Genomic DNA, 24,438 nt, shown 5'->3' on the forward strand with positions numbered 1-24,438 from the left:
GCTCACCATGAGCCTTGATTTCAAAATTCAGATCTCTTACTACACAATGATTACAAGCCACATTCATAACCCCTTTAATAATCAATTCTCTGAAAAAGATCCCGGAACGGCTCTTCTCAATCGAAATTCGTATACTCCAGTAAATACTTCGGGTCTAACACGGTGATCTGCTGATGTTGAATCTCAATAATCTTTTGCTCTTGCAGATCTTTAAGCACAAGAGTAGCCGTCTCCCTTAACGTTCCGATCATATCCGCGAACTGCTGATGGGTCAATCGAAGATCAATCCTCTGTTTGCCTTGCTCCTCTACTCCAAATCTTTGGTATAGTCTTCTCAGCGTAAAGATCGCACGCGCTCTCGCATCATGAAATTTCATTTCATGTAATAACCGATTCGATAAAAATAAACGGTCCATTTGCAGCAGCATCAATTGCTCCTTAATCAACGGGTAATCGGCAAGCATCTGCTTAAAAGGCTCATGTTTAATCTCAAATAATACAGTATCATTCATAGCCACCGCAGACAGCACTCTTATATTGGAGGGATGGATCACTTCCAGATCGCCAAAGAAATCGCCTTTTCCAAAAAGATCTACGGTATGCTCTTTCCCTTTCGTGGTAGCATACACCCTTATAATCCCCGAATAGATAATGTAGGCATGATCCCCCGGATCTGATTCTGCAAACACCAGGGTTCCCTTAGAATATGCCTTATAAGTGAATAATCCTGAGACCGCCTCGATTTTCTCCGAGGGTAAACCCTGAAAAAAGCGAGTGCCAGTCCAAAAAGAAGCTTCCATCTCATTATTCCTTTCTAACACATTCCATAGTTTTGTATGCCAACATACTGATAATAAATCATCATCCTGTTATATTCTATCGTAACGTTGTCACATAGGCTTGATGCCAATACGATTTACAAAGGAGATCCATTCATGAAATATAATTTTGACGGAAAAGGACTTATTGAAACGCCAGATGTCGTGTTTGAGAGCAATCCGCTACTAGAACTGAGCATGTACAACAATCATATTAAAGAGATTCCCGATCAGCTCTTCCTTCATGACGAATTAGAGGTACTAAATTATGCGGGCAATGAAATCGAACGCTTATCCGAGAACATCGGTCGCTTAGTTCACCTAAGAATGCTGGATTTAGGCCATAATCGGCTGAAGGTGTTGCCGGAGAGCATTGGCGGATTGCAGGGGTTGGATTCTTTTCTATACCTAAGCAATAATCAGTTCGAACAGCTGCCGGAGCAGCTCTGTAATCTCCAGAAGCTCAAGTATCTGAACGTAACAGATAATCATCTCAAGCAATTGCCTACCCGTATAGGCGAAATGAGCAGTCTGATTGAATTGCGGCTTTATTATAATCAGCTGGAACGTTTACCTGATTCGATCACACAAATAAAAGGCCTAAGAGAGATCCATCTCTATGGTAATCAACTGGTCATGTTACCAGATCATTTGGGTGCTATAGAAGAACTTCGGATAATCGATTTAAGTGATAATCGAATCACTAAGCTGCCTTCATCTATCGGTAATTTAAGCAAGTTAAGAAGACTGAACCTTAGAAAAAATAAACTGAATAAACTCCCTGAGGAAATAGGTCAATTAAACAGCCTCGTTGAGCTTGATTTAAGAGATAATAATCTGCAAAAAATCCCGGATTCGATTTTACAGCTTGAACGATTAGAGAAACTGGATCTCAGATGGAATCACAGCTTGAAGGGAACAGACATTTTAGAGCAATTAGAGCAAAGAGGATGTATCGTTTATAAATAACAAAAAAAGCCTCCAATTAAAGAAGCTTTTCACTCAAATCCATAATATGCGTAACGCGATTTCTCCCCTGTTCTTTAGAAACGTAAAGCGCTTGATCAGCTTTTTCCAGAAGAGTGATGTCTGTATCGGTTGCTTCAAAGGTAGCTATGCCAATGCTTACCGTAATGCTGCCAATCTCCCAAGTGGAGCTGGCTATGAATTGTCGTAAACTTTCAGCTATAGCCGTGGCATCCGATGAATCTGTATTAGGCAGCAGAAGGATAAACTCCTCACCACCATACCTAGCTACGATATCTTCTTTACGAGATTGGGACTTCAGGATACTCGCCAATTTCTCCAGGACATAATCACCCATCTGATGACCGTAGGTGTCATTCACATTTTTAAAGTGATCAATATCTAGAATACATAATGAAAAAGGCGCCTGATCACGGTGATACGCTGCAATCTGCTCTTCCAGCTTTTCTTGCAGGAATCTTCTATTCTTTAATCCAGTAAGCTTGTCTGTAGTAGATAGCTCTACTAAAACGGCATTCATCTCCAGCAACTCAGCTTGCTTTTGCTCGATTTCCAGGTGAATTTGTTTGAGCTTTGCCAGCGCCTGATCTTTTTCCCAATAAGCCTCTTCTATTTGCTTCTTCGCAGATCGTAGCTCTAGCTCATAATCAATACGTTTGCCCATCTGTACGAGAATACAATCAATGACCTCTACACCTTCACACTCAAGGCGTCTGCCATTTAACAAGTAAGGCACGGCTTGCCCCTTGCTGTCCTTCAAATTGATAAATAGCTCTTCTACATGTCCATTCAGATTGATAAAAGGATAGAAGTATGAATGAAAAATAAGCTTGTTTGCCGTAGACATGATAGATTCAAAATGTTTATTTACCAAATCAACCTGCTGATATCCCATCCCATCCAAAAAGGTTTGATTCACATCGAGGATCATTCCTTCATGGGTAATGGAAACATATCCGCATGGCGCATATTTTAACCGGTCATCCATTGTCTAAATATCCTTTCAACACCATAATCTTCTCCATCTCACCCAAGATACTCATTAATCAAAGTAATGGTCTCCTGGGGATGGCTAATATGTGGATAATGGCCCTTGGCCTCCATTAACCGGAACGTACTATTATTCATATGTCTATGTAAATATTCTCCTACTTCTATAGGAACGATACTATCATCCGAGCATTGCAATATGAGGGTAGGCACTGTCGCTTTAGGCAGATCTTCTCGATGATCCGAAAAAAATGTAACTTCCGCAAATTCTCTAGCGATAATAGGGTCGGCCGAAATAAAACTTCGTTCCAGCTGTTTAGTCAACATCGGGTCAGGGTTATTCATCGCAAGTGGAGCCATAAAGCTAGCCCAGCCCGCGAAATTCATCTCCATCATATCCAGAAGCTCAGTAATATCACTTTTTTCAAAGCCCCCGAAATAAGCATCTCCCTCATTTAAATAACGTGGGGAAGGTCCGATCATAATCATTTTATCAAAATAATCCGGCCGCTCGATTGAAGCAAGCAAACCGATCATAGAGCTAATAGAATGACCTATAAAAATAAGATCCTTGAGTTCAAATGTTTCGATGACATCTAGTACATCCTGTACATAACCATGGAGAGTATGATATTTATCCGATGTATAGGCGCTTAAATCTGAATGGCCTGAGCCTACATAATCAAATAGAACGATTCGATACTTTTTCTCAAATGATGGCGTGATAAACTGCCACATGCTTTGATCACACCCAAATCCATGCGCAAAAAGGATAGTTTTTTCTCCTGCTCCAATGACTTTTACATGATTCCGCACCATAACATCGTTCATTTCATATAACTCCTCTATAGTTAGCATTCTCTCTATTTTGCAGGGTTCCCCTGGAAATATCAAGCGTAGAAAAAACTCCGCTAGATTAATCTCTAGCGGAGTTTTATGTAGCCTCCCGTTTGGGTCATCATTTGGCAAAATGGTAGCGTGCCGGGGCACCCCTGCGTTCAATCCGATAACATTTTGCCCCAAAAAATTGGTTAGAGGACCCAGAAGACCTTAAATGCGCCATTATTCCACATTTGAATTGCTATCGGACTCCACTGCAGCTATTGGCGCGAAAACACAAAATATGGGCCGATTTATATGAAATAGCGTCTCTGGAGTCCGAATCCCTTCTCAAAAGGCTGAAAATTTGCGAATAACGTCATCTGTGTCCCTAAGACTCCGTGGATAAATTGTTGAGGCAGAGGTAGACAACCAACATTTAGAATGCAGAAGTCCAACCCGCATCAGCAGCGATGATAGCTCCGTTTACAAAACTGGAATCATCCGAAGCCAGGAATAACGCAACTTGTGCGATTTCTTCAGGTGTACCTACACGAGGGATCACAGCCTGTGTTAATTGCGTACGGCTCACGCCGAATTCATTTATATTTTTCATTGAAGCACTGATGTTTGTGGCAGTAGCTCCTGGTGCGATAGCATTACAACGAATCCCTTTGTTGGCATACATAAAAGCTGTGTTTTTCGTCAAGCCTACTACAGCATGTTTAGAGGCAGTATAAGTTGCTCCCGCATGGGCACCACTTACGCCACCTGTAGAAGCGGTATTAACGATAACCCCTTTTCCTTTTTCCAGAAAAATAGGCAGTGCTTTACGAGTGGACCGCATTACACTTTTGGTATTGATATCAAAGATAAGATCCCATCGTTCATCTGTAATATCACCAACTGGCTCAAAGCCATCCATAATCCCTGCGTTATTCACTAAAATATCTAGCGTGCCATATTCTTTTACAGCGGTATCAATCATGCTATCAATATCTCCAACCAGGGCAACATTTACTTTCAGTGCCTTAGCTACTCCACCGTTACTATTGATCCCTGCGGCTACTTGTTCAGCACCTTCTAGGTTCAGATCGGCTACAATCACTTTTGCCCCTTCTTTAGCGTACAACTCTGCGATAGATTTCCCCATACCCGATGCCGCCCCAGTAACCACTGCAACTCTGTCTTGAAGTTTCATGTTGGAAGTCTCCTTTACGTTTATCTATAATGTAAATATCAATATATAAAATCTCTTTAACGCTTAAAATTTATACTACTCAAGTTTAATCCTCTAAAATTTAACTATCAATATACAAATGAGACACCAAATGTTCATAAATATATATAACGTGGGATTCTGTTCAAATAGGATTAGAAAATAGACAGTTAGGTGGTCTTCTGTTGCTTAAAAATAATCGGAGAACTAGCAAATCGCGTAAAGAGCTTAAAAACGCATTGATATTACTCATGGAAAAAAAGAATTTCCGCACCATTACGATAACCGATATCGTTACCCTTGCCGATTTAAACCGCGGAACCTTCTATAAACATTATCAAACCAAAGAAGAACTTCTAAATGAGCTAATTGATGATGTGTTGGAGGATTTAATTAAGGCTTATAAAGAACCCTATCTTCATACCGATAAATTTATAGTTAGTGAGCTGACCACCTCGAGCATCAAGATTTTTGAACATGTGGTCTCTTACTCTAATTTTTATACCATCATTATAAATTCCAATGTTCTGCCAGGGTTCCAAAATAGGATTTGCGACCTCTTAAAGGAGCTCACCAAGCGGGACTTAGTCGCAGTTAATAACACTAATACCAATGTAAATATCGAATTGTTTTCCAGTTATACCGCCTATGCTCTATTTGGATTAATCATAGAGTGGGTAAAAGGCGGATTTAAATATACAGCTAACCATATGGCAGAGCAGCTGATTGAAATTCTGTCTTTTAATTCACATAATGTGATCATCAACACTTCAAATCAACCGATTAAACAGAATTCCATCCCTATTAACGGCGACTAATTTATCTCAAACTAAAAAAAGCCACTCCAAAATAATGCTGGAGTGGCTTTTGATATGCAATTTATAACCTAAGGTCTTCTGTTTCCACCACCACCGCCACCTGGACCTTGATTAGTGTTTGCGGTTGTTACTCCGGATTCATTTAGCCAAGTTACGCTGCTTGTAATTTCGAACGCTACTACTTTTGTTCCTCCTGTATATTCACCATCCGTATACAGTCCGTTCGCTTCACTACCGGTCGAGGTACCTCCCGAGTAGAGGGTGTAAGAACCGCCGTCCTTCAGATCCGGTGAACTAATCACCACCGTTTGATAGCTCTTCGAAGGAGCAAAGGTCAGGATCGAGTTGCCTTCGCTGTCCTCTAGATGAACCAATGTTCCAGCCTCCTGGGTCTGAGGGAAGGTCATGCTGACTGCATGTTGGCTAGAGGTGTCAGACGGTGCTTGTGCCATGCCCGAACTTCCCGCAGCCACCAAAGTTCCTCCACTCTGTTCAAAGCTACCGTCGAAATCAAGTGCACCGTTACCGCTATTGGTAGGTCCATTGACAATAACCGTGCCACCCGACATTGTGATGGAGCCGTTCGAATCCAGCCCGTCACCTGAAGCATCGACCGTTAGTGTTCCTCCACTAATCGTTAGCATATTGCTAGCAGAATCGCTGAATTGATCCTGCTCCTGAGGGCCGCCGCCTACAGTCGCCTCATCGTTACCTCCTGCTACATTCACTCCATCATCAGAAGCAACCACATGAGCTTCGCCACCGGAAATCTCGATGTTTGCTCCTTCAATCCCTTCGTAGCTCTTCGTAATATCAATTTTACCACCAGATATCGCCACCAAAGCATCCGCATGGATTCCATCGTCGCCAGTTTTGATGTTGAATTCTCCATCAGCTATAGCAATGTTACTGTTGCTGTGCACTGCATCATCAGCAGAATCGATGGTAAAGGTTCCGTTATTTAAGCTTATATCTCCTCCAGCCTTCAAGCCTTTAGTACTTGGTGTTTCAGATTCTGTAGTTGTTGCCGTTGTTGTCGTTGTTGCCGTTGTTGCCGTTGTTGATGCTTCCGTTGTTGGTATCTCCGGTTTTGTTTCTGGCATCGTCTCTGGTTTGGTTTCAGATGTTGAGGTTCCTGTTGTTCCTGTTGTTCCTGGTGCTTGATCCCCTGTTCCCTGACCTCGGCCACCTCTCATGCCCATACCTTGCCCTTGATCACCTGTTTTCACTTCACCCTTCTCGTTGCCCCCACCCGTAACTAAGGTGTATGTTCCGCCATCTATTACAAGTGAAGTCTCAGCTTGAATTCCATCATTACCAGCCGTAATATCAAATGTTCCTGCTGCTATTGCTATGAAGCCTTTGTCCGTCTCAGTATCGTTGGTTGATTTCATTCCATCGCCTTCTGCCGTTATGCTGATATTTCCGTCTTGTACAGCGACAAGATCTTTACCTACAATCCCGTCATCGGCAGCCTTAATTTCAATAGTGCCACCCATAATTTTCAGATCGTCCTTGCTCGTAATTCCGTCATTATAGTTAGCGTAAACAGATAGCTTCCCGGTCCCATTAATCGTTAAATCCGCTTTACTGAAGATAGCCGCACTCGGTTCATCTGTAGTTTCATCGGCATACACGTAAGTTGCTCCATCAGATACGGAGTTCTCCGTCCCGTCTTCCAAGGTAATGATCACTTTCCCCGCTTCTTTAATATCAATTGCTGCACTATCGCTGTTCGTGATGTTCACACCGTTCAGTACCAAGTGCACAGTACCTTCATCCTGATTATTAACTACAATCTGTCCATCACTCAGCTTACCAGACAGCACATAAGTTCCTGCTGCAGTAATTGTCACTGAGCCATCCTTAGACTCAGCCCCGGTGCCGTCAACAAGCGCACTTGTTCCAGCCAAAGCAATTTCCGTCGATTGGTCAGCCGTCCAAGTTGTATTAGAATCCTCTTCATCGAACGTCACCAGATCGGATAGTTTGGCGCTTGCCAGTTGCACTCCCGTGACAGCCCCGTTCTGAGTTATCGTTGTTGCCGAGGCTGCTGCTGTACCCGCGGCTTCAGACTGTGTTGTTGTGGAATTGGTGCTGCAAGCCGACATAAGTAATGCACACAATAGCAAGATTCCTACTTTACTTCCGGTTATATATTTATCCATTTTTCATCCATCCTTTCGTTATCTTAATAGTCATTAGCAGTTGGAGTCATGGTCAGAGACAGGTCTAAATTACCGTTCCGGGTACGAATCGCATCCAAAAATTCCTTCTGGTTCACAGCCTCACCCAGCGTTACAGCGTAGACCAGTTCATATAAACTGCCAAGCTCAGTCGTTCTAATCTTTTTAAGCTCATACCCAACGTTATATTTATTGAACACTTCAGCGAAGGCTTCCTCATATCCCAGACTCTCCGGGATGGTTACCTTTAATGTTTTTTGCGACGTTGTTCTTACGCCAAAGTTAGTCCGGTTAAGGATAAACATAAGAGCGCAAAGGATAAGGGTGAACAAGACTGCATATCCAAAGGAACCCACTCCACAGGCAAGTCCAGAAGCCATGGTGAACAGAACAAATGTGATATCCTTCGGATCGCCCGGCGCACTTCTAAACCGAATGATGGAGAACGCCCCGGCAAGACTGAAAGCTCTGGCAACATTACTGCCGATAAGCAAAATGATGATGGCCACAATTACGGGCAGTAGTACCATTGTTAGTGTGAAGCTTTGCGAATAGCCGCTGGCATTGGTCTTCATATAGGTGTAGCTAATGATCCCGCCAAGAGCAATAGCTATAAAAATAGTTAGCAGTGCGTTGGTAAACGTTAACTCTGTACTAGTTGCTACGGTAAATAATGAATCAAGCATAGAGGGCACTCTCCCGTTCTGTTTTACTGTTCTTCAGCATTTTTTTATATTCGTTGCCATACTTGGAGAAGCTTGTACGGTACATTTGATGCTCTGAGAGCATTTTGGCCAGCCAGACCGGAATCGTGTTCTCAGCTTTTACTTCCATAAGCCACTGCCCCGGCTCCAGCAAGGGTTCGCCATGAACACCGTGCTCCATCTTCAGATCGTACCGGCGGCTGCGAATATTTGTATCGAATGTAATTCTTAGATCGCGATTGTTTTTACAGAACAACGCTTTTCGGTCATAAGACAGATACACCTTGGGCTGTAAATCATAGCGTGTCAGAAAATATTTGATCTCTTCAATCACCTGTTTATTCATGTAATCCTTGAATTCCGGTTCCATGCCGGTGGCGACAAAATCATAAGCCTCGTTTAATTTGAGCGACGTTCTTCTTTTATTAACAAGACCAAATACCTTCTTTTTGATTTCCAGATACACCTTCGTATCTTGATTTGGAACACCGTATGCTCTTAAACGAAGCTTCTCTTTGTACTTGGGCTTCGCAAGACTGTTACGAATCAGGGTGTTGTGCTCCGTGTCATAATATAAGTTGGTTATGGAGTAAAACTCATGTTGCTTGTTGAAATCGTCTAGTTCCATGTATTCAAGCAATTGGTTATAAAATTTATAGTAGGCTTCGTTGTCCAACAAATATTTGTTCTCATAACGGTTGAATACCTCAATCGCCATATGTGATCAATCCTTTCTGTTTATCGTTGTCTCGTGTGCTTATGAATGTATCTTAGATCCCAAACCTTTAATGAATCTTAAATGGTTTTACAAATTATTGATTATCTTTTACATTCCCTTAACACAGGTGTAAGTCGTAACTGCGGTGAATGTTGGACTTCCGGCCGCTGTTGTCTGCAGATTTCTTGATTTCAAACTGCTGTTCGCAGTCACTTCTATCTCAACCTTCATTAAGGTTCAATAAAGGTAATCCTGATATAATGACCTCAATAACAAATACTGGTTCTATGTAGGGGATGGCAAAACCATGAGAATATTAATAGTAGAAGACGAGCTTCATCTCGCTGAGGCCTTAACTCAAATATTAAAAAAACATAATTATTCGGTGGATGCAGTCCATGACGGCAGGTCGGGTCTGGATTACGCACTAAGTGGAATCTATGATTTGCTGCTGCTCGACATCATGCTGCCTGAGATGGATGGGGTCAGCGTCCTCAAGACGCTGCGGAAAAAGGGGATACCCACTCCCGTTATCCTGCTTACCGCAAAGGGTGAAATTACAGATATGGTCACTGGGCTGGACTATGGGGCTGACGATTATATCGCCAAACCTTTTTCCTCGGAGATCTTATTGGCAAGAATAAGGGCTGTACTAAGACGTAAAGGCGAGGTGATACCAGATGATGCTTTAAAGTTCGGGGATATTGAACTGAATACATCCAATCTGAAGCTTACCGTGGGTGGCAAAGAGATCAAGCTCAATCTAAAGGAATGCGAGCTATTGGAGCTTCTGATCTTGAGGAAACAAGCTGTAACCTCCAAAGAACAAATTATTGAGAAGCTGTGGGGCTTTGATTCAGATGCTGAGCACAATAATGTAGAGGTGTATATTTCTTTTTTGAGAAAAAAACTGACCTTCTTAAATTCGACCGTACGCATTAGTACGATCAGAAACGTAGGGTATGTATTAGAGGTGACGACCTAATGTTCACGAAGCTCAGAAATCGGTTTCTTATTGTTAACTTAGTCACCATCTCGGTGATCATGCTTGTGGCCTTCATCTCCATATATGTAATTACGTACCGGGATGTCCAAAACGATATTCAGATGGATCTTCACAGAATCATGGAAAACTACAAGTCTCCCGGTGGTGACACAGGACGATTAGGCAATACCAAAGGAGGAGCCACGTTACCACGTGTGGATAATAAACGTACGGATAACGGAACACCTCCTCCAGAACGCTCAATCTCATTTATGCTGAAAATAGATACAGCGTCCAACCTTACGGGGAAAGATTCCAAATTTACTATGGACGATGAATTTTATAATACGGCTCTGCAAGAAGCACTAAGCGCCGGTAAAGATACCGGAAGGTTCACCTTGGATAGCAGCAAATGGATCTTCAACATCCAGCATACGAATGATGGGGCGATGCTTGTATTTCTGGACATCACTGCAGAGCAAAAAATCCTCACCAATCTAATCTATACCTTCTCTGTAGTTGGCTCAGTGATGCTGATTATCTTGTACTTCGCTAGCCGCTTTTTTGCTAATCGTTCAATTGCGCCGGTAAAGGAGGCTTTTGAGAAACAGAAACAATTTATTGCGGATGCTTCCCATGAGTTAAAGACGCCGTTGACTATTATTAACACCAATGCGGATGTTCTCCTGTCCAACAGTGATGACACCATTCACAATCAGTCCAAGTGGCTGCACTATATCAAGTCGGAAACAGAAAGAATGACCAGCCTGACCAATGATCTGTTGTACCTGACCGAGATGGACGATTCCAGATCGAGAATGATTTATTCGAAATTCAATCTGAGCGACGTGGTTGAAAATATCATTTTAACGATGGAAGCTGTAATCTTTGAGAAGCATATCTCCCTTGAATATGACATCGAGCCTGATCTGACAGTGCTAGGCAATAGTGAACAGATCAAACAAGTGATTATGATCCTCTTGGACAATGCTGTAAAATATTCGAACCCTAAAGGTTCAGTCACCTTATCCCTTAAAAAACAACATAATGACATGGTGTTAGCGGTCACCAATACGGGGGAGGGCATTGCGCCGGAGCACTTAGCGAGCATCTTTGACCGATTCTACCGTACAAATGCTTCCCGGGCGCGTAAACAAGGGGGATATGGCCTAGGGCTGGCGATTGCCAAATCCATTATCGAGCAGCATAAAGGAAAAATTTATGCCAAAAGTTTCGTCGGCGAGTCCACCACGTTTTACGTACATCTTTCATAACTACCAAGTAAAAAAGACTCAGACCCTGTTATCTCAAAGGTTTGAGTCTTTTTATTTACTTTACACTTCGCCCCAATAAATTTCGGTATTATAATCAAAAAACACTTGCCCACCCTGATTATTTCGTTCAAAAGTATTCCGCAGCTCGGCCATCATATTCTCATAGCTTGGATCTCCGGGGACCGGAGTGTAGGAAGACGATCGAAGCCGCCCGCTTAATCCCTCCAAATCAAATACCTGCTGATTGCTAAAATGCGCTACTTGCATCTGTCCTTTCTTGAAAAAGGAACTAAGGATCTCAGGAGTAATGTTCTTATGATTAACTTGAGTGTAGTTCGTCCCGAAGGACTGTAGCAGCTGCTCATATTCCTCCAGAAATGGGGTACCGTAAGTAAGCCGGGAATTCCATATCAGAACCACTTTTCCACCCGGTTTTAGAATCCGCTTGAATTCCAATTGCGTTGCGTCCCTATCAAACCAGTGAAACGCTTGGGCGCATACGATAACGTCCATGGACTGGTCGGATAATTCTGTATGTTCAGCAGACCCCGGCGATATAGAGAAATGGTTAACCTTTGCGAAATTCTCTTCCGCAGCTCTACGCATTTCCGGATTGGGTTCAACGGCAGTCACACGACTCCCGCGCTCCAGAAGTAATGCTGAGAATATTCCTGTTCCTGCACCAATATCAGCAATATCACAATTGGGTTGGAGCCCAATAGTATTGTACAAATAATCAATGGCTTCTCCAGGATAGCTCGGCCGATATTTTACATACGAATCCACCCGATTAGAAAATATTTCTTTGCTATTCATCCTTCGTCTCCTCCTAGGCGCTCAGGTTCATAATCACTTAATTTACCTTGGTAAACCAATCGCAGCCGATCACTTTGGCGAAAATCATCCGGAGTAACGAGTGCAGGCAGCTTATTCCATAACTTAATGCCCGACCGCTCTAGAATTTCCGCTACAAATTGCGAACAAAAATAAGAGTTACTGAATTCGACAGGCTCCTTCAGGGCAATGCCAATTACGCCGAGAATATTATAGAGATACTTTTGACGGCTTCGGATAAAGACTTGCAAGACCCGCTCCATTTTCTCCACTTCGCGGGCTGTAACTTGAAGTTCATATAGGACACATGTTGTATTAGGGTATTTGCTGAACGTACCTGTCTTAATATCCTCCTTCACAAACCCTCCATTCAGGGGGTTGCTCGGATGCTTTCTGCCAAAGCTATACAGCTCGGAAAGCTCCCGATTAAAGGAGATCGAGGCATGATTATAGGGTGCTTTTGTATAGCCTTGAATGAGCTTCGTAAAAAGCGTCCCGGTATTCGTCAGTAATATAAAGACCGATGGATCTGCTGCCATTTACAATTTTCCCCTTATCAAGTTTGAGCGTTTCCTTCATAATAACATATGAACCCATTAATGGAATCTACTCTAGGACAAGTTGGTGATCAGTTATCGACCGCTCTTTATTAACTATAATTCTTATCTTTGCGGCCTTATCGGCTATTCACTTGATGTATGTAGTTATAGGGAAGCTACAGCCAAATAAGGATTATACGGGCATTGGCTTTCGTATCAAGACGTGGTGGGGAATGCTTTTTATCTTTTGCCTAGCTACCCTATTTAATCCCGTCGTCTCTCTGCTGTCTCTCATGGTGCTCTGCTTCTTTGCACTGAAAGAGTATTTCTCTATGATGAAATCACGAAAATCGGACCGCAGGCTATTTCTGTGGGCTTACTTATCCATCCCGTTGCAGTTCTACTGGATTTATATCGAATGGTACGGAATGTTTATTGTCTTCATCCCGGTTTATGTATTCTTGCTCCTACCGCTGCCCAGAATGATTAATAAAGGCACGGTTGGTTTTATGCGTAGTGTCAGCTCCACCCAATGGGGGCTTATGCTGATGGTATTCGGACTTAGTCACTTGGCCTACTTTCAATTTGCTACACCGGAGTATGGAGCGGGGCTTGTGCTTTTTCTAGTAGTGCTAACGCAGCTCAATGATGTGGTCCACTATCTGGCATCACTCTATGTAGGAAAGCGGAAAATAGTTCCCACCGCCAATCCGTATTTGACTTGGGAGGGTTTCGCTTTTGCATTTGTCATCACGACAGGAGTTTCCTATCTAATCTATCCCTACCTGACGCCGCTCAACCCAATCTTCGGGTTATTGTCAGGCATGTTGATCAGCTTGAGCGGCTTCTTTGGCAGTTTAACGGTTTCCGTGTTAAAGCGGGATCTGCTAATCGGCGATGGCGATAAATTCGTGGCATTGAAGCAAAGCCATTTAAGCCGGATCGATAGCTTAACCTACACTTCACCGGTCTTTTTTCATGTCATTCGTTATTTTTTCGACTTCATGTAGATCATCTGATGGGGAGCTTGAATCAGCCCTTCCATGAATGATTATGCAGTATCTTCACCATTTGTTCTTGCTGGCTGGCGAACTGCTTATATCGATGTCCGTTGGCGCCCGAGGGGTGGGGAAATCCCCATAAGCAGCGTTGTTTATCAAGCTCACCTGCGGACACAAGGAGTTGAAGTATACTTTCCACTGTTTTTCCTAAGGGAATAATTAAGGCCCGGCTCAGTATGTTCAGCTCCTCACGCAAGGAAGATAATGCCTGCGCCCTGAGGAATGAATTTGAAAGTAGCTTGGGCTGGGCCCCACTATAATTTTTCTTATCCACGAACACGGGAAAACGCAATAAAGAGCTAGTGTGCAGGATCGTCTGCTGCTGAAATAGTTCTTCACAAGAGGTTAGGTTCAAGTGTTGATGCAGTTTAAGTGTATCTAACATATGAATTAACGTGTTCCGCATGGAGCCTGCGAATCTGGCCGCTTCCTTCGCTGTCCTACATACCTCTTCATCTGACAAACCAGCTTCCAGACTTATGATCGCTTCTTGTATCGCTATGCCCATTTGTGTGAACCCGGGCGTTAACCCTATAATGATCACCTTAGCAGAAGGATTAATGTACTCATTATGGGGGGCATAATACATTTCCACCTTGCCATTACGCTCCATTAGAAGCTTATCCACCTGCAGATCCTCTTTAGTTAGCACTGTACCCTTCGGGAGTGAGAGGATCGCCGATTTATACTGTTGCAGATAGGTAGAGAGGAGCATATTATCTGCCTCACATGTCTCTATTTGTTATCGAACCACTCACCAGTCGGCCTTCGTACCAGACGGCTTGGCGCTGCGCTCTTCGGGCAACTGCTTCAGCCGAACAGCTGGCATGCAGCAGCACAAAGCTAGCAGTGTCGCCAACCTTTGGCCATACCTGCTCGCCTTTTGAATCAAGGGGTGTTAATCCTCCTGTTATAAATCCGAGGGATTGAGATAATGACAATTCATCATTGCAGCCGTACAACTCCGCGTAACGCCCTGCCTTCTCCAGTTGATCTCCATTTCCAAAAGGGGACCAGTGATCAGTAAGGCTATCCGTTGCCAGCTTCACTTTTACCCCTTGGCTGTGCAGCATCGGAAGTGGCATCATCATTCTTCCAATAGGCACTGTGGATGCAATAGTCATACCCAGTGATGCCATCCGTTTAGCTACCTCTTCTGCCTCTTGCTGCTGAGCTCCTGCGAACCAGAACGCATGACTGACCGTGACCTTTCCTTGCAAGCCAGCTTCTTCCGTCAGATCAGCTAACCGCGTCAGTGTTTTCTTTCCCGCTTCTTTTCCATCATGTAAATGAATATCAATGCCGGCATTACTCATCACTGCTAATTCCACCATCGTCTGGAGTGACTTCTCGATATCTCCATCCACCGTATAAGGATCTACTCCGCCTACAAAGGTTGCTCCCTCTGCCAGAGATTGTTTTACCAGCTGTACAGAATCCGAGCGCAGCAGGCCATGTTGCGGAAACGCCACAATTTCAGATGAAATTTTACCCGCGAATGCATTTAATGCTTGTACAGTCGCTTCTAATCGTTGCAAGCCGCTGACAGGCTCAATATTGCAATGGCTGCGCACATGTGTGGCACCAAACCCCTGAATAAGCGTCAGGATGCTCTCTGCTTGTTGTCTCGCCATGGGCAGCAGCTTAGGCAATAATACCTTCTCTTCCTCAATCCGTTCGAAAACACTGGACGCAGGCTTTACCGCTCTCCAAGGTCCATCGAAATATGTTTTATCTAAATGGATATGTGCTTCTTCGAAAGAAGGCAGCATCAACAACTCTTTACAGTCATATTTCGGGAGCTGGCTCTGAAGCTCGATGTCTGCTCCAACAACTTCTGAAATCTTATCCCCGTCAATACGGAGATGACAAACCTTCGTATTCGTACCCGCTACTTGCCCATCCTCAATAACATAACCTTGTTCTAATCTTATATTGGTTAACCAGTAAGAAGCATTCAACATGCTACCCCATCCTTTTCTCAACAATTTATATAGGTACGGACCGCTTTACTCTAAATGTTACCATAGCCCTTGCCATATAAAAAATGATTGGGAAATTTCAATAGCTACAGATCAATTTGACCCCGATGTTTGACTCTGGATCTAGCTTCTCTACTATAATTAACTTCCTTGTTCAGCAGTTCATCTATCCGCAGACACTTCAGACCCTTTTTATCCATTTCTTTTAAGACTTCTTCTAATCCAGTGATCATATTCAAGGGCGCTTCTTCATCTGCCCACGGTGTATCTCCGCTGTCGTGTAGAACAATGATTGAGCCTGGTTTTATTTTTTTTATTAAGGCATCCTTTAATTGCTCTGCACTCAGTGACGCTTTCCAATCTCCGACCATAACAGACCACAATACGATTCGATAAGATTCTCTTAGCAAAAAGAAATCCCCTAGATTGAGAAGCCCCCAAGGTGGGCGGTAAAAGATAGGCCGCTCTCCTGTAATTCGCTCAACAATGTCTGCTGTGCGATCTACTTGCTTCCGTCTATTGGTCCAGGGGAACTGGATCCAGTTGGGTGTATGAGTATAATTATGAATGCCGATTTGGTGTCCTTCTCTGTGCATACGCTCGATCAGTTCCGGATATTGCTGCGCCTTTTTGCCTAATACGAAGAAGGTCGCTTTTATGCCATGCTCTTTTAATAGATCTAGAAGTTCAGGTGTATAACAAGGATCCGGACCGTCATCGAACGTAAACGCAATTTCTTTCTCTGCACCTACCTCCGAGTGAACCCCCCATCCCAATATTCGGGTAAGCGCAAAAGGAACGATCATATAAAGAACAATCACATCCACTGCTAAAATTATGAAGGCCCACATTAGGAAGCCGCCTCTGTCTTACGCGGGGCAAATCGCGCTTTCAAGGACTGCTTGCTAAGCACAAGCATCATGGGAGACAACTTCTCTGTACTGTCCTCTACACGATGTTTCCCTTCCGGATGCAGCATGCGAAGTAAAAAACGAAGGTATATCCCGAACCAGTGCCGCTGCCATTTGGACTTGATAGGACGCTGCTCAAACCCTATTCCATGAATAATCCCCCGGTGAAGCAGTGTAATCCCGGTTAGCGCGTTTACTTTGCTTAGTTCCGGATTGCTGTCTAGATCACGACTGATCTCCTTCATAGCCTCGCGAAGCATACGTGCCGTACGAATTCCGGCCCGATCTGCGCCAAGCGTACGTGTCAGCTGCACAATCTGGCGATTGTCCAAATGAAGCTCACCCACCCAATCTCCCGGAAGTATCCGTTGCCCATCTTGGCAGACCAAACTTTCTCCGTGATATTTCAACACTACCAACTTACATATCCCATATCTACGCACGGACTGACTACGAAATTTGGTGATGACAGCAAATATGTTCTCCCACATCATCCAAAGGGATTGTGAGAATAATTTTATAAATGGAACTGAGGTTACCATCATTTTTCCTTCTTCCTGTTTAAGTTTATCTTCTAGCAAAATCCTTCACTAAACGCCGCGTATACCTGCCGATCATCTTTACCAGACTGTTTCCGAGATAAGCACCTATCCATAGAGACACTGCACCTAACAACATGAAGAAAAGTGAGATGTTGAATGTTTTATTTTCAATCCCAAATAGCGATATAGAGGACACATCTAATAAATACAGGACAGGTGACAACAAGAGAATAATAGGGGTCAAGTAAAAAAGAGTGGCACAAATGAGACTGACCATGCCGATTCCAAACTGCAACATCAACCCTAAAATCGCTCTCCAGTTATGTTCATCCAGAAACTCTGCCTTAACCCTTTCCCACAAGCTGCCTTCTTCTTGAGATCGGGTTGGGAGCGTGCGAACCGAGATATCCGTATAGACTTTAGTTCGAATTCGCTCATGCTGTAAAAAAGTCTCGGTAGAACGCAAAACATAATAAAGGATCGGGATCCCCACTAAGGTGAAGGACATCGAAACTCCAAAGGTAATGCCCACCAGATAAAAACAAAAGTAAAATAGCCCTGTGGCAAAAGTAATTAATAAGAAACAAAAATTCCTCACATGTTTCCGGATTATTTGATTCATGCTTTTCTCTCCCTCTCTGCAATAAAAAATTGTTCATAACTAAGCAACTCCTATGCTAGTGCTTTTGGTGTAAAATCGACCAGTGCCATAATGTCATATGACAAAAAAAACACCCTACTGCCTACTCCCACAAGGGAAAGCAAACAATAAGGTGCTCATCAATTTCAAATACTTCGGTCAGGATTAATCCGAAATGCCAAAAGCCTTCTCGACTGCCTCCTCACGGTTTCGTACCCCGAGCTTGGCATAGATGGTGGACGCGTAATTTCTCACCGTTCCATCGGACAGATATAGTTTAGCGGCAATAGATTTATAACGCATTCCCTTCGAGAGGCATTCTAGAATCTCCAGCTCACGCGGGGTCAGTCCATATTCATTACTCTTCTCTGTCGGTGGTGCCTCTGAAGCTGGATGCATCTCATAGTGATCAATTAATACATTCGTAATATCGGGTGTAATCATCTTTACGCCCCGATGTACAAGACGTATTCCTTCGAACAGCTCCTGCGGCTCGGTAGACTTTAGCAAATAGCCATCTGCCCCGTTTTGCAGTGCTTCGACTGCCATATCTGCTTCTTGAAAAGTAGTCAGGATCAACACTCGTACCCCTGGCCACTTTTGCTTAATAAGCTTGGTCGCTTCCGCACCGTCCATGCCCGGCATATTTAAGTCCATCAGCACCACGTGAGGTTGTTCCTGCTCGCAGAAGCTTATCGCTTGTTCACCATTCTCAGCTAACCCATTGATCACAAAATCCGGCTCCTGCTCTAGAATAATTCGCAGACTATCCCGGATATAGGGTTGATCATCTACCAGCAATAAACGAATCGTTTCCTCCTGTATCTCTTCAAGCCTTGGTAAACTGCAGGTCACTAAGGTCCCTTCCCCTGGCTTAGAGTAGAAATACACTTGTCCTTGCAAGTTGGAGGCACGCTCCTTCATCGCATTCACACCAAATCCTGCTTTTAAATCTCCAGTGCCTAATCCATTATCCTGCACATCCAGCCGAATCAGCTTCTCTTCATAATGTAAGCTGATGACAATTTCACTGGCCTGACCATGACGTACAGCGTTGGTTATCGACTCCTGCAAACATCTGTATAATGTCATTTGGGCCTGCTTAGATACTGTATACGGCTCTCCGAATGTTCTTAAGCGAATCTTAACCTTGGAGAAGGTCTGGAAATCATCCACTAATTTCTGCAGGGACTGCATTAGCGTCAATGAATCCTCCGAAGCGCCCACATGGTGCAAATATCGCCGAACATCATCCAAGCCATTGCGGGTTAACTTTAACAAGGCATCTATTTTGTGCTCTCCTTCAGAAGTATTCACCTCCGAACGTAAAGTCTCTAGCCCCATAATAATTGAAGTATAAGAATGCCCCACCGTATCATGCAGATCTTTGGATAAACGATCTCGTTCTTCCAGAAGTGTCATACGTTCAACTTGCGAGATGTACTGCTCTAAAACAGCATTTTGGTCCTTAATAATTCTGCCCTGCTTGTGGTTCACCACCAGTAAATGAAAAGCAAACCCAAGCGTATACACCAAACCCATGTTAACAATCATCGATACAGCATCCATTTGTTGTGACAATCTAGATAACATAATTGGAATCAAAATAACCGTGATCGGAGCTGTCCAACGATAGGACTTCTGTGCACTATTGCTGGCGATCATAAAAGCGATAGGCAGAAAAGTTACGTACGATTCAGGAAACAAAGCAGCCAAATATAAACAAAGCCCACCCGAAAAAAGGATCTCCGCTATCAGATAATACTTGTAATGCAGCTGCAAACAAAACCAAGGCACAGAAAAAGAGACCACGCCCCAAACAAACGCGATCCAGAAAGGAATCGTAAAATCCTCCGAAAGATAACACATGGTGACCAAAAAAGAAGTAGAAAAACAAATCCGAAACAGGAGGACGAGCCAATCGTACCAGAACCACTGTTTGACCAGATTAAACAAGGCATTTCCCCCTATATACTCTGCTGACTTAATCTTTATTATAGTGTAACCCCTTAAGGGCTCACTAGTTACAAAAAGTCATGAGTTGAGATGACATTTTTACTAATGGTGTAATTAGTGTAATTAATCATTCAATGTCCCTCTGAATAAGCAGCTTTTTAAATCAAAACACAGACTGTATGATAGTACATATTATTTGTCCATAAAATTGTAGTAGACCAATTGAACCAATAGGACAGCAAATTCTATAAAATATGAACACTATCGGAGGAATAATAAACTATGTTAGCCGCACTACTTCATGGCATTGCACTGGCCTTTGGATTAATTCTTCCACTTGGCGCACAAAATGTCTTTGTATTTAACCAAGGGGCCTCGCAGCCACATTTTAAAAAAGCCATTCCCGTTATTGTTACAGCCGCTTTATGCGATACCCTGCTTATTTTATTAGCCGTATTAGGTGTTTCAGTCCTTGTGTTTGCCATCCCCGTTCTGCAGACCGCTTTATTTGCTGTAGGACTTTTATTTCTTTTGTATATGGGATGGTCTATCTGGAAAAGTACACCTACATCGTCAGCGCAAGACGCAACCCCTCTATCCTCTAAAAAACAAATCCTGTTCGCGCTGTCCGTTTCTTTATTAAATCCACATGCGATTTTGGATACTATTGGCGTCATCGGCACTAGCTCACTTAGTTACACAGGCGTAGACAAAGTTGTATTTGCTGGCGCGACTATCCTAGTGTCATGGATTTGGTTCTTTGGGCTGGCTGTAGCCGGAAAAACCGTAGGACAAATCGACTCCAGCGGCAAAATCATGCGGATTATTAATAAGATCTCCGCGATCATTATTTGGATTGTTGCTGCTTATATTGCCTTCAAGCTTTTTTAAATGGAGGAAAAAGAATGCTGTACACCAATTTGCCGTATAATTATGTCCAATTCACACCATAATGTACTAGAATTTTGACTTACGGCGCAGAATGAGGTACATTACAATTTGGACGAACAATTAACAAACCAAAATACTATAATGTTCGCATTTAGAGGTGTAAATTATGAAAGAAGTATTCGATTATGAAGATATTCAATTAATTCCTGCAAAATGTATCGTAAACAGCCGTTCGGAGTGTGATACATCAGTCACCCTCGGTGGGCATAAATTTAGATTGCCGGTGGTACCTGCCAACATGCAAACCATCATTGATGAGAAGATCGCTATCTCCTTGGCGCAAAATGGCTATTTCTACATTATGCATCGTTTTGAACCGGAGAAACGTACGTCTTTCATCAAAGACATGCACTCCCGTGAATTAATCGCATCCATTAGCGTCGGAGTTAAAGAAGAAGAGTATGATTTCGTCGAACAATTATCCAAAGAACAACTGGTTCCGGAATTCATTACAATTGATATTGCACACGGCCACTCCGAAGCAGTTATTCGGATGATCAAACATATTAAACAATACCTGCCTGCCAGTTTTGTTATTGCAGGAAATGTAGGAACACCTGAAGGCGTTAGAGAATTAGAAAACGCTGGAGCTGATGCTACTAAAGTTGGGATTGGACCAGGGAAAGTATGTATCACTAAGATCAAAACTGGATTCGGTACAGGCGGCTGGCAGTTAGCTGCACTACGCTTGTGTGCCAAAGCTGCAAGCAAACCAATTATTGCCGATGGAGGCATTCGCACACACGGTGATATTGCTAAATCCGTACGATTCGGCGCTTCTATGGTCATGATTGGTTCACTATTTGCCGGTCATGAGGAATCTCCGGGTGAAACCATTGAAATCGCTGGGAAGCTCTATAAAGAATACTTTGGCTCCGCTTCAGAATACCAAAAAGGTGAAAAGAAGAACGTTGAAGGTAAAAAAATTGCGGTTGAGCATAAAGGGGCTTTAGCAGAAACCCTAAGAGAAATGGAGCAGGATCTTCAATCCTCCATCTCTTATGCAGGTGGCAATAAGTTAGAGGCTATCCGTAATGTGGATTACGTTATCGTTAAGAACTCCATTTTTAATGGAGATAAAGTCTATTAATTGAACAAACAGGTGAGCAGGATGACTTAGGTCAATCTTGCTCATCTTTTTTTATGAGAACGAGTTCTGCCGGTCTACTTTGGGGTAATGGTAAGAATAAACTCCTACTAGATCACAATAGAGAGGATTATCCTTATGCGGCAAGCTATGATTATTATTAACCCCTCCTCCGGCAAAGAAGAAGCCAGCCAATATGTCAGATATGCAACAAGAGTTCTAAGTGATCAAGACTACTCCGTTACGATCAAGGAGACGGCAAAAGAACTAGACGCCACTCGTTATTCCATCGCTGCTTGTGAGGAAGGTTATGATCTGGTGATCTCCATCGGCGGGGATGGCACGCTTCACGAGACCATTAATGGTCTTATCGATCAGGAACACCACCCAAAGTTAGGTGTGGTTCCTTTAGGAACGGCTAATGATTTCGCCCGTGCATTACAAATTCCACATGAATCCCGAAATAGCCATTCAAGCCCTTGCCTCCTCAAATTTAAAAACAGTAGATATCGGTCGCTTAAATGATCGCCTATTCGGCAACGTGGTTGCTGTAGGTTCAATTGCCGGAGCATTATCCTCTGTATCCTCCGAAGATAAAACCAAACTAGGGTCATTGGCATACTTGAAAGAAGGTCTTAAACAACTTACAAGCCCTACAGCCCACCCCCTTGTCATTCACCATGATGGACAAACGTGGCAAGGAGACTCCTTACTCTTTCTCGCCGTATTAACCAACTCAGTCGGCGGGTTCGAGAATCTAATACCGGATGCTGCGGTTGACGACGGTCTGCTTCATTGTTTTATTATTTTGGACCTCAGTATATTCAATACCATTACAGCCAGTATATCTTTACTGCTGGGTACCCTCAAGGATCATAAAGATGTTGTCTATTTCACAGCCCACAATGTAAGTGTAAGCTCTCCAGAAACCGTAAGAACCAATGTAGATGGCGAAGAAGGTCCAACTTTGCCTATTACGCTGAGTGTTCTCCCTCGTCATATCCAAGTCATTGTGCCAGAAGTGGACTAACAAACAAAAAGCAGTCCGGAACTCAAAAAGTTCCAGACTGCCCTTAATTTATGGATGCCCCGATCCATATCTTTCTACTAATCCAATGACTAAGAAGTTATTTCTATTCCACTACAATAAATTTTTTGCCTAATAACCACATTCCGCCGCTAATTCCTAAGAAATAAATAGGCATCGTCAGTAATGAACCATTATGAAGAGCGCTCATTCCCCACGTCGCCAAGCTAACAAGCAAATAATAGCCCAAGCTGAATATCGCACCTGCTGTTCCTACAACATCCTGAAATTGAACAAGAGCAAGACTTAGACAATTAGGTAAAGCAATCCCTGCACCCATTAATAGGACAAACAGCGTTATTAGAATACATACGATCACTATCATATCCGGCAGCGAGTCAAGACTGCTTGCGATTGTTAATAGCAAGGCTCCGCTCGCCATTACTAGACAGCCGATATGGATTATTTTTTCTGGGGCATAGAGGGTTAATAATCTTTTGGAGATCATTGCGCCTACAATCGACGCCAAAGCCACAATAATGCCGAGAAAACCATAGACTCCTGGTGAAATCTGAAAGTGTTCAATAAATATAAAAGGAGCTTCAGCATAATAGCTGAACAAGATTCCGTTAATGCCTCCAATTAGTAATCCAAACACCAATACACGTGGCAATGCGAGCATTTTTTTGACTATAGGCAGAATAGCCACCTTTTTTCTCATGGAAACATCAGTGGTTTCTGGCAGCTTCCAAAAAGCATACATAAATAACAACACACTCATCATTACTAATGTAAAGAAAACCGCTCGAAAACCAAAAGCTTGATCCACCCATCCGCCAATTAACGGACCTACTGCGGGAGTAAAAGCAATGACCGCCGAGATTTGGGCAAACATAACATGCCGTTTATTCCCGGAGACACTCTCACGAAGAATGGTTTGGGTAATAATCGAACCTGTTGCTGCTCCAAACGCTTGTATAAACCGGCTGACTAACAGCAGATGAATGGATTCTGAGTAAAAACACATCAAGCTTCCCATACCGTATACAAGAAGTCCAGCCAGCATGGAAGATCTCCGCCCGATGAAGTCAGACAACCAACCCCAGCTAAAAACTCCTAAAGCAAATCCAATAAAATATATACTTAACGTTAACTGTACAGAACTATTGGTGGCCCCAAGTGCTACTGCGATATCCGGTAACGATGGAGTGTAAATCGTCTCACTAATTTGCGGAAAAGCCACAAGAACAATCATTAAAAGTAACGATGGTGCTGCATATTTTTTCATCTTATTTTCGCCCTCCTACAAGCTTATATCCTCGAACAACTACAAGAATATGAGCCTAGCTAGGGAAATGGGGGCATCATTATGGCAAGACGACTATAGATC

25 protein-coding genes are annotated in these 24,438 nt (G+C 43.1%); 9 read left to right on the top strand and 16 right to left on the bottom strand.

The window, feature by feature from the left end:
- Positions 1 to 116: 116 nt before the first annotated feature.
- Positions 117 to 800 carry a Crp/Fnr family transcriptional regulator gene (locus tag NST40_RS30245; protein WP_076276288.1) on the bottom strand — a complete coding sequence of 228 codons (684 nt, stop codon included), beginning with the start codon at positions 798 to 800 and terminating at the stop codon, positions 117 to 119.
- Positions 801 to 935: 135 nt separating this feature from the next.
- On the opposite strand from NST40_RS30245, the gene NST40_RS30250 reads away from it, so the two are divergent.
- On the top strand, positions 936 to 1,787 hold the full coding sequence (locus NST40_RS30250; protein ID WP_076276289.1) for a leucine-rich repeat domain-containing protein: 852 nt from the start codon (positions 936 to 938) through the stop codon (positions 1,785 to 1,787).
- Positions 1,788 to 1,803: 16 nt separating this feature from the next.
- On the opposite strand, the gene NST40_RS30255 is transcribed toward NST40_RS30250, so the two are convergent.
- The 3 genes from NST40_RS30255 to NST40_RS30265 form a co-directional block, all read right to left on the bottom strand.
- A complete protein-coding gene (locus NST40_RS30255) occupies positions 1,804 to 2,793 on the bottom strand; it encodes a sensor domain-containing diguanylate cyclase (protein WP_076124160.1) in 990 nt (329 codons plus the stop codon).
- Between the two features lie 38 nt (positions 2,794 to 2,831).
- Entirely contained in the window at positions 2,832 to 3,626 is a 795-nt protein-coding gene (locus tag NST40_RS30260) for an alpha/beta hydrolase (protein WP_076220289.1), read from the bottom strand.
- A 427-nt stretch (positions 3,627 to 4,053) separates the two neighbouring features.
- A complete protein-coding gene (locus NST40_RS30265; protein ID WP_076124164.1) occupies positions 4,054 to 4,815 on the bottom strand; it encodes an SDR family oxidoreductase in 762 nt (253 codons plus the stop codon).
- A gap of 203 nt (positions 4,816 to 5,018) precedes the next feature.
- On the opposite strand from NST40_RS30265, the gene NST40_RS30270 reads away from it, so the two are divergent.
- Positions 5,019 to 5,651: a TetR/AcrR family transcriptional regulator gene (locus NST40_RS30270; protein ID WP_256718954.1), complete on the top strand. Its 633-nt coding sequence runs from the start codon at positions 5,019 to 5,021 to the stop codon at positions 5,649 to 5,651.
- Between the two features lie 68 nt (positions 5,652 to 5,719).
- On the opposite strand, the gene NST40_RS30275 is transcribed toward NST40_RS30270, so the two are convergent.
- Genes NST40_RS30275 through NST40_RS30285 form a run of 3 tightly spaced genes read right to left on the bottom strand, consistent with a single transcriptional unit; the run spans position 5,720 to position 9,259 of the window.
- A complete protein-coding gene (locus NST40_RS30275) occupies positions 5,720 to 7,819 on the bottom strand; it encodes a carbohydrate-binding domain-containing protein (RefSeq protein WP_342410278.1) in 2,100 nt (699 codons plus the stop codon).
- Between the two features lie 23 nt (positions 7,820 to 7,842).
- Complete coding sequence (locus tag NST40_RS30280) at positions 7,843 to 8,523, bottom strand: DUF4956 domain-containing protein (protein ID WP_076132792.1); 681 nt, start codon at positions 8,521 to 8,523, stop codon at positions 7,843 to 7,845.
- Positions 8,516 to 9,259 (bottom strand): polyphosphate polymerase domain-containing protein, encoded by a 744-nt coding sequence (locus NST40_RS30285; RefSeq protein ID WP_076105108.1) that lies wholly within the window; start codon positions 9,257 to 9,259, stop codon positions 8,516 to 8,518. The genes NST40_RS30280 and NST40_RS30285 overlap by 8 nt, the downstream gene beginning before the upstream one ends.
- 307 nt (positions 9,260 to 9,566) lie before the next feature.
- Here NST40_RS30285 and NST40_RS30290 point away from each other — a divergent pair, with 307 nt between their 5' ends.
- Complete coding sequence (locus tag NST40_RS30290) at positions 9,567 to 10,244, top strand: response regulator transcription factor (RefSeq protein WP_076099753.1); 678 nt, start codon at positions 9,567 to 9,569, stop codon at positions 10,242 to 10,244.
- On the top strand, positions 10,244 to 11,518 hold the full coding sequence (locus NST40_RS30295; RefSeq protein WP_076124170.1) for a HAMP domain-containing sensor histidine kinase: 1,275 nt from the start codon (positions 10,244 to 10,246) through the stop codon (positions 11,516 to 11,518). Before NST40_RS30290 ends, NST40_RS30295 begins: the two co-directional genes overlap by 1 nt.
- 60 nt (positions 11,519 to 11,578) lie before the next feature.
- Here NST40_RS30295 and NST40_RS30300 read toward each other — a convergent pair whose 3' ends face one another.
- Positions 11,579 to 12,334 carry a methyltransferase domain-containing protein gene (locus NST40_RS30300; RefSeq protein ID WP_342410279.1) on the bottom strand — a complete coding sequence of 252 codons (756 nt, stop codon included), beginning with the start codon at positions 12,332 to 12,334 and terminating at the stop codon, positions 11,579 to 11,581.
- Positions 12,331 to 12,891, bottom strand: a complete 561-nt coding sequence (locus tag NST40_RS30305) for a hypothetical protein (protein ID WP_076220564.1) — start codon at positions 12,889 to 12,891, stop codon at positions 12,331 to 12,333. The genes NST40_RS30300 and NST40_RS30305 overlap by 4 nt, the downstream gene beginning before the upstream one ends.
- A 95-nt stretch (positions 12,892 to 12,986) precedes the next feature.
- On the opposite strand from NST40_RS30305, the gene NST40_RS30310 reads away from it, so the two are divergent.
- Positions 12,987 to 13,901, top strand: coding sequence for a phosphatidate cytidylyltransferase (locus tag NST40_RS30310; RefSeq protein ID WP_076132799.1), 915 nt, complete (start codon positions 12,987 to 12,989; stop codon positions 13,899 to 13,901).
- A gap of 22 nt (positions 13,902 to 13,923) precedes the next feature.
- Here NST40_RS30310 and NST40_RS30315 read toward each other — a convergent pair whose 3' ends face one another.
- The 6 genes from NST40_RS30315 to NST40_RS30340 form a co-directional block, all read right to left on the bottom strand.
- Positions 13,924 to 14,580, bottom strand: a complete 657-nt coding sequence (locus NST40_RS30315) for a uracil-DNA glycosylase family protein (protein ID WP_256718955.1) — start codon at positions 14,578 to 14,580, stop codon at positions 13,924 to 13,926.
- Positions 14,581 to 14,677: 97 nt separating this feature from the next.
- Positions 14,678 to 15,916 carry an amidohydrolase gene (locus NST40_RS30320; protein WP_342410280.1) on the bottom strand — a complete coding sequence of 413 codons (1,239 nt, stop codon included), beginning with the start codon at positions 15,914 to 15,916 and terminating at the stop codon, positions 14,678 to 14,680.
- Between the two features lie 104 nt (positions 15,917 to 16,020).
- Complete coding sequence (locus NST40_RS30325; protein WP_076220092.1) at positions 16,021 to 16,785, bottom strand: polysaccharide deacetylase family protein; 765 nt, start codon at positions 16,783 to 16,785, stop codon at positions 16,021 to 16,023.
- Positions 16,785 to 17,390 (bottom strand): polysaccharide deacetylase, encoded by a 606-nt coding sequence (locus NST40_RS30330; protein WP_254847726.1) that lies wholly within the window; start codon positions 17,388 to 17,390, stop codon positions 16,785 to 16,787. Before NST40_RS30330 ends, NST40_RS30325 begins: the two co-directional genes overlap by 1 nt.
- A 22-nt stretch (positions 17,391 to 17,412) precedes the next feature.
- Positions 17,413 to 18,009: a sensor domain-containing protein gene (locus tag NST40_RS30335; protein ID WP_076124185.1), complete on the bottom strand. Its 597-nt coding sequence runs from the start codon at positions 18,007 to 18,009 to the stop codon at positions 17,413 to 17,415.
- Between the two features lie 183 nt (positions 18,010 to 18,192).
- Positions 18,193 to 19,983 (bottom strand): hybrid sensor histidine kinase/response regulator transcription factor, encoded by a 1,791-nt coding sequence (locus NST40_RS30340; protein ID WP_076220090.1) that lies wholly within the window; start codon positions 19,981 to 19,983, stop codon positions 18,193 to 18,195.
- A 282-nt stretch (positions 19,984 to 20,265) separates the two neighbouring features.
- Between NST40_RS30340 and NST40_RS30345 the strand changes: the two genes are divergently transcribed.
- The 4 genes from NST40_RS30345 to NST40_RS30360 all read left to right on the top strand — a co-directional run bounded on the left by NST40_RS30345 (position 20,266) and on the right by NST40_RS30360 (position 23,051).
- Positions 20,266 to 20,874 carry a LysE/ArgO family amino acid transporter gene (locus NST40_RS30345; protein WP_076124191.1) on the top strand — a complete coding sequence of 203 codons (609 nt, stop codon included), beginning with the start codon at positions 20,266 to 20,268 and terminating at the stop codon, positions 20,872 to 20,874.
- Between the two features lie 166 nt (positions 20,875 to 21,040).
- Positions 21,041 to 22,024 (top strand): GMP reductase, encoded by a 984-nt coding sequence (guaC, locus tag NST40_RS30350; protein ID WP_036682307.1) that lies wholly within the window; start codon positions 21,041 to 21,043, stop codon positions 22,022 to 22,024.
- Positions 22,025 to 22,159: 135 nt separating this feature from the next.
- Entirely contained in the window at positions 22,160 to 22,546 is a 387-nt protein-coding gene (locus tag NST40_RS30355) for an acylglycerol kinase family protein (RefSeq protein WP_342410281.1), read from the top strand.
- Positions 22,473 to 23,051 (top strand): YegS/Rv2252/BmrU family lipid kinase, encoded by a 579-nt coding sequence (locus NST40_RS30360; protein ID WP_342410282.1) that lies wholly within the window; start codon positions 22,473 to 22,475, stop codon positions 23,049 to 23,051. The genes NST40_RS30355 and NST40_RS30360 overlap by 74 nt, the downstream gene beginning before the upstream one ends.
- Positions 23,052 to 23,154: 103 nt before the next feature.
- Here the strand turns inward: NST40_RS30360 and NST40_RS30365 are convergent, their stop codons facing one another.
- Positions 23,155 to 24,336 (bottom strand): multidrug effflux MFS transporter, encoded by a 1,182-nt coding sequence (locus NST40_RS30365; RefSeq protein WP_076124195.1) that lies wholly within the window; start codon positions 24,334 to 24,336, stop codon positions 23,155 to 23,157.
- Between the last annotated feature and the right edge of the window lie 102 nt (positions 24,337 to 24,438).

Origin of the sequence: Paenibacillus sp. FSL R10-2778 (genome assembly GCF_038593035.1) — a bacterium.
In the GTDB taxonomy this organism is placed as follows: Bacteria; Bacillota; Bacilli; order Paenibacillales; family Paenibacillaceae; genus Paenibacillus_AQ; species Paenibacillus_AQ odorifer.